Origin of the sequence: Streptacidiphilus jeojiensis, assembly GCF_042510965.1 — a bacterium.
In the GTDB taxonomy this organism is placed as follows: Bacteria; Actinomycetota; Actinomycetes; order Streptomycetales; family Streptomycetaceae; genus Streptacidiphilus; species Streptacidiphilus jeojiensis.
This window is the reverse complement of record NZ_JBEUKS010000027.1, coordinates 19739-27120: the sequence shown is the minus strand read 5'-3', so window position 1 is coordinate 27120 and position 7382 is coordinate 19739. Positions and strand designations below refer to the sequence as shown.

Annotated in this window: 4 protein-coding genes and 1 rRNA gene; 3 read left to right on the top strand and 2 right to left on the bottom strand. The window is 72.7% G+C overall.

Annotated features, from left to right (window positions below):
* Positions 1-97: ribosomal RNA gene (gene rrf, locus ABUW04_RS39660) — 5S ribosomal RNA — on the top strand; the annotation flags it as partial.
* 635 nt (positions 98-732) lie between these two features.
* On the opposite strand, the gene ABUW04_RS39655 is transcribed toward rrf, so the two are convergent.
* Together ABUW04_RS39655 and gabT are read right to left on the bottom strand one after the other, a co-directional pair.
* Positions 733-1371: a phosphatase PAP2 family protein gene (locus ABUW04_RS39655; RefSeq protein ID WP_380569193.1), complete on the bottom strand. Its 639-nt coding sequence runs from the start codon at positions 1369-1371 to the stop codon at positions 733-735.
* 362 nt (positions 1372-1733) lie between these two features.
* The gene (gene gabT / locus ABUW04_RS39650) at positions 1734-3104 is read right to left on the bottom strand and encodes a 4-aminobutyrate--2-oxoglutarate transaminase (RefSeq protein WP_380569191.1); all 1371 of its coding nucleotides are present in this window, start codon (positions 3102-3104) and stop codon (positions 1734-1736) included.
* Between the two features lie 245 nt (positions 3105-3349).
* On the opposite strand from gabT, the gene ABUW04_RS39645 reads away from it, so the two are divergent.
* Together ABUW04_RS39645 and ABUW04_RS39640 are read left to right on the top strand one after the other, a co-directional pair.
* On the top strand, positions 3350-5485 hold the full coding sequence (locus ABUW04_RS39645) for an ATP-binding protein (RefSeq protein ID WP_380569188.1): 2136 nt from the start codon (positions 3350-3352) through the stop codon (positions 5483-5485).
* A gap of 133 nt (positions 5486-5618) precedes the next feature.
* Positions 5619-7181 carry a PucR family transcriptional regulator gene (locus ABUW04_RS39640; RefSeq protein ID WP_051726681.1) on the top strand — a complete coding sequence of 521 codons (1563 nt, stop codon included), beginning with the start codon at positions 5619-5621 and terminating at the stop codon, positions 7179-7181.
* Positions 7182-7382: the final 201 nt, after the last annotated feature.

Below are 7382 nucleotides of genomic sequence, written 5' to 3'. Positions count from 1 at the left end.
GGAAACGCCCGGTAACATCCCGAACCCGGAAGCTAAGCCTCACAGCGCCGATGGTACTGCAGGGGGGACCCTGTGGGAGAGTAGGACGCCGCCGAACAACCATTAACAGAAAGCCCCCTGACCTCTGGTCAGGGGGCTTCTCTGCATTCCCCGCCCGAGTGCGCACCGGGGAGGCCGGCCGTCGTTGGTGGGGGCGGCTACTGCAGGTGGCTTACATGGCGCCACCGATGCCGCCCGCCCCCGTCCGTGGCTTGTTGCTGTTGCTCGGCTCCGCCTCGCGGGCCAACTACAGCGGGGGAGCGGGGCCGGTCCTGGGCGCCGTTGCCGGGTGCGGGCGCGCAGAACCGATTCTGCGACAAGGCCTCGCGGAAACCGGGGTCGATTCTCGTACGTCGGGTCACTTTTGGTACGCCAGGACCGGGTCAAATAGGGCATTATGGCATGATCAAGTGACACCTTGTCCCGAAAGTGACCCCGGTTCAGTCCAAGGCCCCGCTTTTCGCACCGCCCCGCACTCACCCGCCGCCCGGCAACGGACCCCCAACCCACCCTCCGGCTCCTCGTAGTTGGCCGCGAGCGGAGCGAGCCACCCCAGCCACCAACACACCAACGCGCCCCACGGAAATGACGAACGAACACCGGGAGCGAACACACACCGATCACCCGGCCACAAGACGGGGGCTCGGCAGCAAAACAGACCCCGCGCCACCAGCCGCCCAGAGCTTCCCCGACCTACCCGGTCCCTCCGTGCCGCCTCGGCGGGCGGGGTGCCCAGCGGGCGAGGGACCAGAGGGTGAGGCTGGTGAGGCACCAGCCGGCGACGACGTCCAGGAACCAGTGGTAGTCGCGCCAGATCAGGGACACGCCCACGCCGACGCAGAAGGCGACCGTCGCTGCGTAGAGGGTTCTGCGCAGGTGAGGTCGGGCGGCGAGGAAGCAGATGCCGATCAGCCAGGCTGCGGTGCCGTAGCAGATCCCCGCGGTGCTGGTGTGGCCCGAGGGGAACCAGCCCCACTGGCCGGAGAGGACCGGTGCGCCTTCCGGGCCGGGGCGGCCGATGATGATTTTGCCGGGGATGACGGTGGAGAAGAGGGCCGTCCCCGCCAGTACCGAGATCAGCACCGGTTTCCACGACCGGGTCCGGGCCGCCGCTGCCAGGGTGGCCACGATCAGCGCCGGGGCTGCTGCCCTGGTGTCCCCCATGTCGGACCAGTGTTCCGCCAGCCGGTCCAGGATCGGGTAGGGGTTCTCGGAGACCAGCCTCAGCACATGGTCACGGATCCAGGTGTCGAGGCTCAGCAGCGGCCCCTTGGTGACAACCTGTTCGGTGGTGACGGCCAGGACGAGGAGCAGGGAGATCGGGAACCACACCGATGCCACCGCCGATGTCAGGGCATGGAGAAGCCACCCCGGAGCAGGGGGGAGAGCCCCGGGGTGGCTGTGGTGATCGCCGGTCCGCGTGGCCCGGGGGGTTTGGGCTCGGCGAACGGTCGATCGGCTGAGGGGTGGCGGACCGGAGTCCGCTGTGGTGTCCTCGGCGGTGTGTCGCCGGTGAGGGTCAGTCACCGACGGGCGCTGCTTCTCCATCTGTCATGACAGTACGTCACTGGGGTCGGTGCGGCTCCACGCCTCACCCACCCGCCATCAGGTCCGCACACCTTCTTCACGCCATGCTTTGCGCCATGGCTTGGAAAGCACTCCGCGGACGCCGACGGTGGGGCGGGTCTGCCGACTCACAGCCCGGCGAAAGCCGTCTCCAGGATGTCCAGGCCCTCGGCGAGCAGGTGCTCCGGCATGACCAGCGGCGGCAGGAAGCGCAGCACGTTGCCGTAGGTGCCGGCGGTGAGGACCAGCAGGCCCTCGGCGTGGCAGGCCTTGGCGAGCGCGGCGGTCGCCTCCGGGTTGGGGTCCTTGCTGCCCGGCTTGACCAGCTCGACGGCGATCATCGCGCCGCGGCCGCGGACGTCGCCGATGATGTCGAACTTCTCCTGCATGGCGCGCAGCCGCGGCAGCATCGTCGCGCCGATGGCCTGGGCCTTGGCGTTGAGGTCGAGCTCCTTCATGGTCTCGATCGAGCCGAGCGCGGCGGCGCAGGCGACCGGGTTGCCGCCGTAGGTGCCGCCGAGGCCGCCGGCGTGGGCGGCGTCCATGATCTCGGCGCGGCCGGTGACGGCGGCGAGCGGCAGGCCGCCCGCGATGCCCTTGGCGGTGGTGATCAGGTCGGGGACGATGCCCTCGTCCTCGCAGGCGAACCACTGGCCGGTGCGGCAGAAGCCGGTCTGGATCTCGTCCGCGACGAAGACGATGCCGTTGGCCTTGGCGAACTCGACGATCGCCGGCAGGAAGCCCTTGGCCGGCTCGATGAAGCCGCCCTCGCCGAGGATCGGCTCGATCACGATGGCGGCGACGTTCTCCGCGCCGATCTGCTTGTTGATCATGTCGATGGCCTGGGCGGCGGCATCGGCGGCGGCGTTCTCGGCACCGGTGAGCCAGCGGTACGGGTAGGCGACCGGGACGCGGTAGACCTCGGGGGCGAACGGGCCGAAGCCGTGCTTGTACGGCATGTTCTTCGCCGTCATGCCCATGGTGAGGTTGGTGCGGCCGTGGTAGCCGTGGTCGAAGACGACGACCGCGGTGCGCTTGGTGTAGGCGCGGGCGATCTTCACCGCGTTCTCGACGGCCTCGGCGCCGGAGTTGAAGAGCGCGCTGCGCTTCTCGTGGTCGCCCGGCGTCAGCTCGTTCAGCTGCTCGGCCACGGCCACGTAGCCCTCGTAGGGGGTGACCATGAAACAGGTGTGGGTGAACGCGGCCAGCTGCGCCGCCGCGCGCTCCACCACGGCCTTGGCGCTGTTGCCGACGTTGGTGACCGCGATGCCCGCACCGAAGTCGATCAGGGAGTTGCCGTCCACGTCCTCGACCACGCCGCCGCCCGCGCGGGTGATGTAGACGGGGAGGGTGGTGCCGACGCCCGCCGCGACCGCGGCCAGCTTGCGGGCCTGCAGCTCCTGCGACTTGGGGCCGGGGACGGCGGTGACGAGGCGGCGCTCCTGGGGGAGCGAGGGGCCGCCGGGCAGCTGCCCGGCGCTGGACGGAGCAGCGCTCATGTGAGGTCTCCCAGGGAGTGATGGGGGCTTCGGCGCGGATCGCGCCTCGTACTCTGGCAGGCTACGGCGGGACGATGGGGGTCGCATACGCCGCGGGGGAGTGGTGCGGGGGTGGGAGTTGTCCTGGCCGGACATCGCCGTTCCTGGCCGGTCATCGTCCTGCCTGCCGTCGTGCCTCTGCTCGCGGCGGCTGTCGTCCACTAGATTGAGGGCCTTGGCGGGCGCGCGCGAGGGAGCGGACTGCAATGGCACTGGGCGGCGCGCCGCAGGCGTACCCACAGACTTCCGACCGGATTCCCGATCACCCGGTCCCGCACCGGGGCTTCGATCTGATCGGCTGGCTCTCGGCGCCCCGCCACTCCGGCACACCCGGGATGTACGCGCTCGGCCCGGCGGCGCGGACCCCGCAGGAGCAGCGGGACGAGGACGGTGCGGGGATCCCGGCCTGGCAGCTGCTGCTGCGGGCCGCGCTTAACCTGGTGGTCGCCTGGGAGGTCTTCTACTACCTGGGCAGCCTGGTCAATGTCGAGATCCGCGGCTTCGTGGTCCCCAAGGTGGGTGACGGCGGCGGACTCACCTTCACCACCTGGCTGGTGGACCTGTTGGAGATCGCGCTGCTGGTCAAGGTCTTCGGCCGGATGGGTCGGTGGTCCCTGGTCTGGCGTCGCTACGGGCGTCCGCTGGTGCGCCGGGCGGTAGTCGCCACGGAGAAGAAGGCGGTCATCCCCGCGCAGGCGGACGGACGGCCGCAGGCCGTCGATCCCTGGTGGGCCTTCCGCGCTGTCGCGGAGCCCGGTGGGCTGGCCCTGCTGGAGCAGGAGACGGCGTCCGGGCGGGTGAACGACGTGGACCACCAGCGGCTGAACCGTGCGCTGGAGTGCGTCCGCGACTACCCGGACCGTCTGGCCGCGCTGCTCGACGCGGTGCGCGACCACGGCTCGGCGGCCTGCGCCCACCCCTCCGGATTGCGTGACCTGCCGGCCCGCGGCTCCGGCAACGACCTGCTGCTCCGTCAGATCCGGCTGGGCACCGCCGAGGACGTGCCGAAGAACCCCCCGGCCTACCGCGGCGTCGACCTCGCCCTGGATCCGACCCTGCTCGGAACCTCGCTCCTCGCCGTCGGTCCGTCCGGGACCGGGAAGACGGTCAGGCTGGCCCGCCCGGTGGCCGAGACGCTCTGCCTCCAGGCCTTGGCCGGGACCGCGGTGGTCGTGGTGGTCGGCGCTGCGGACGCCGACCTCGGCCCGGACTCCTGGTACGACGTGGTGGTGGCCCCCGGCGATTCGCGCGGCCGCTACGGGCTCGACCTGTACGGCGGCGCCCGCCGCCCCGAGGAGGGCGCGTCCCGACTGGCGGACGCGCTGCTCCCGGAGGAGCTGGCGCCCCGCGCCACCCTCGCCCGTCAGGCGCTCCAGCAGGTCGTCGGTCCCTTCGCGGCCGCCCACGGCCGTCCGCCCGGGCTGCGCGAGCTGTGCCTGCTGCTGCGGGGCGACGCCGACGCCTGGGACGGGCTGCGCGAGGAGCTGCGGGCGACCGGGCAGCTGACCGATCATCAGTACGACCTGGCCCAGCGGGAGCGGATGCACGGTCAGATCGACGACCCGGGTGGGTTGCTGGCCGACCGGCTCGGCCTGCTGGACCGCCCGGTGTTCGCCGGCTGCTTCAACGCCGCACCCGGCGGCGGCGCAGGCGACCCCGCAGGGAAGCGGACTGCGCCGGGGAGCGTCCCCAGGGACGCCGGGCTGCCGCTGTTCGCCATGCACGCCCTCGACCACCCGCTGCGGGTCCGGATCGCCCTTCCGGAGCACGCCCATCCCGAGGCCGCCCGGATCCTGGCCCGCCTCGCCGTCGGCCAGTTCCTCCACGCCGCGGGCACCAGGCAGGACCGTTCGCTCTTCGCGGGTCTGGTGGTCGACGACGCCTCGGCCGTGATCGACACCCACAGCGTCCGCGACCTGCAGCGCCTGCGCGGCGCGCACGCCGGCGCGGTGCTGCTGCTGCGCACCCTCTCGGACCTGCCGGAGGGCCTGCGCGCGCCGCTGTTCGGCGCGGTCGGCGGCCGGATGGCCTTCCCCGGCCTCGCGCCCTGGGACGGCACGCTGTTCGCCGAGACCTGGGGGACGGTCTGGGTCGACGAGCGGGACATCACCCGTGCGCCGGACACCTCCGGCGGGATGTTCAAGCGGACCTGGCGGGCGATCCGCACCGTGCTGGCGGGCGAGCGTGCGCAGACCGAGAGCGTCACCACCCGGCGGGTGGAGCGCAGGCGGTGGTCCCCCTCGGAACTGGCACAGGTGCTGCCCGGCGGCCATGCGGTGCTCTCGCTGACGGCGGTGGACGGGACACCGGTGCCGCCGCTGCTGGTCGACCTGCGGAAGTAGCCCGCTGTAGCCCGCCGCAGCTTCGCCGGGTCCTCGTCGACGGTCGTTCGTAAGCGAGCCTGTGTGACGATGAGGCAGAATCGGGGGAGGTCGTTGTCCCCGGCGGCCAGTTGCGGACCTCGTCGAAGGTGAAATGACCGAGCACAGCGCCACAGCAGCCGCCCCGAGCACCCCCACCGCCGTCACACTGGCGTCGCTGGTGGCGATACCCGGGCTGCACCTCACCGTGCTCGCCGGGGGCGAGCAGCTGGGGCGGCCGGTGCGCTGGGTGCACACCAGCGAGCTGGACGATCCGGTCCCCTTCCTGGAGGGCGGCGAGCTGCTGCTCACCACCGGGCTGAAGCTCGGGCGCGGCAAGGAGAAGCTGCGGCGCTACGTCCACCGGCTGGCCGATGCCGGGGTCGCCGGGCTGGGCATCGGGGTCGGGCTGTCCTACGACGAGGTGCCCGCCGCGCTGGTCGAGGCGGCCGCCGAGCGCGAGCTGCCGCTGCTGGAGGTCCCGCAGCCGACGCCCTTCATCGCCATCAGCAAGGCCGTCACCGCCGCTCTCGCCGCCGAGCAGTACCAGGCGGTGACCACGAGCTTCGAGGCGCAGGAGGAGCTGACCCGGGCCGCGCTGGGCAAGGACGGCACCGCGGCGCTGGTGCGCCGGCTGGCCGCCCGCCTCGGCGGCTGGGCGGCGCTGTACGACGCCTCGGGGACCGTGCTGGTGGCGGCGCCCGACTGGGCCGCGCGCCGGGCACGTGCGCTGCGGCCGGAGGTCGAGCGGCTGCGGAGCCGTCCGGCCCCCTCCAGCGCGGCGCTGCAGAACGAGCAGAAGGACCAGGACTACGTGGTCCTGCAGTCGCTCGGCGCCGACCGCCGGGCCCGGGGCTTCCTCGCGGTGGGCACCGAGGACCGGCTCACCCCCACCGAGCGCTACGTCCTCAACGCCGCGGTGGCGCTGCTCACGCTGACCCTGGAACGCTCCCGCGATCTGCGCCGCTCGGCCGAGCGGATGCGGACGGCGCTGCTGCGGCTGGTGCTCGCCGGCGAGACGGCCACGGCCAGGGCCGTTGCCGAGCCGCTGCTGGGCGGGCTGCCGGAGGGACCGGTGCGGGTGCTGCTGGCCGAGGGCGAGCCGCTGGACTTCCTCGGTGACGTCGCAGAGCAGTCCGCCACCCGTTCGGGTGAGCCGGTGCTGCTGGCTCCCGAGGGCGACCGGCTGGTCCTGCTGGCCCTGGACGGCGGCAGGGTCCACACCGACTGCGTCGCCGCGGCCCAGGACCTGGAGGGGCTGTTCGTCGGCATCTCCGCGCCGACCACCCCCGAGGCGGCCGGAGCCGGGTACACGCAGGCCGAGCGGGCACTGGCGGTGGCCCTGCGCAGCGGGCGGCGCACCGTCGACCACGACGAGGTGGGCACCGGTTCGATGCTGCCGCTGCTGGCCGACGAGGCGGTGCTGGCCTTCGCCGACGCCCTGCTGCGTCCGCTGCGCGAGCACGACCTCACAGCCCGCGGCGACCTGGAGGCCAGCCTGCAGGCCTGGCTCTCGCACCACGGGCAGTGGGACGCCGCCGCGGCCGACCTCGGGGTGCACCGGCACACCCTGCGCTACCGGATGCGCCGGGTCGAGGAACTGCTCGGCCGCTCGCTGGACGACACCGACGTCCGGATGGAGCTGTGGCTGGCCCTGCGCGCCCGCGGCAAGGGCTGACGGCCGAGGGCAACGGACCGGGTGGGACGGACCGAGCGCGACCGACCGACGCAGTCCCGGCTCCGGTCCGTCCCACTCCAGTACGTACGGACCGGGTGCCGCAGTGCTCCGTTGCGGACAAGCGGCGGCCGTGCCGCCCGGCCCTACCGTGGAGGCAGACATCCGCACAGCAGGTAGTAGCAGAGGAAAGGTCCGGTGACC

Bases quoted from the DNA above. Each gene is read 5' to 3' on its own strand.
- ABUW04_RS39645 (WP_380569188.1), top strand. From the start codon at position 3,350: ATGGCACTGGGCGGCGCGCCGCAGGCGTACCCACAGACTTCCGACCGG.
- gabT (WP_380569191.1), bottom strand. From the start codon at position 3,104: ATGAGCGCTGCTCCGTCCAGCGCCGGGCAGCTGCCCGGCGGCCCCTCG.
- ABUW04_RS39640 (WP_051726681.1), top strand. From the start codon at position 5,619: ATGACCGAGCACAGCGCCACAGCAGCCGCCCCGAGCACCCCCACCGCC.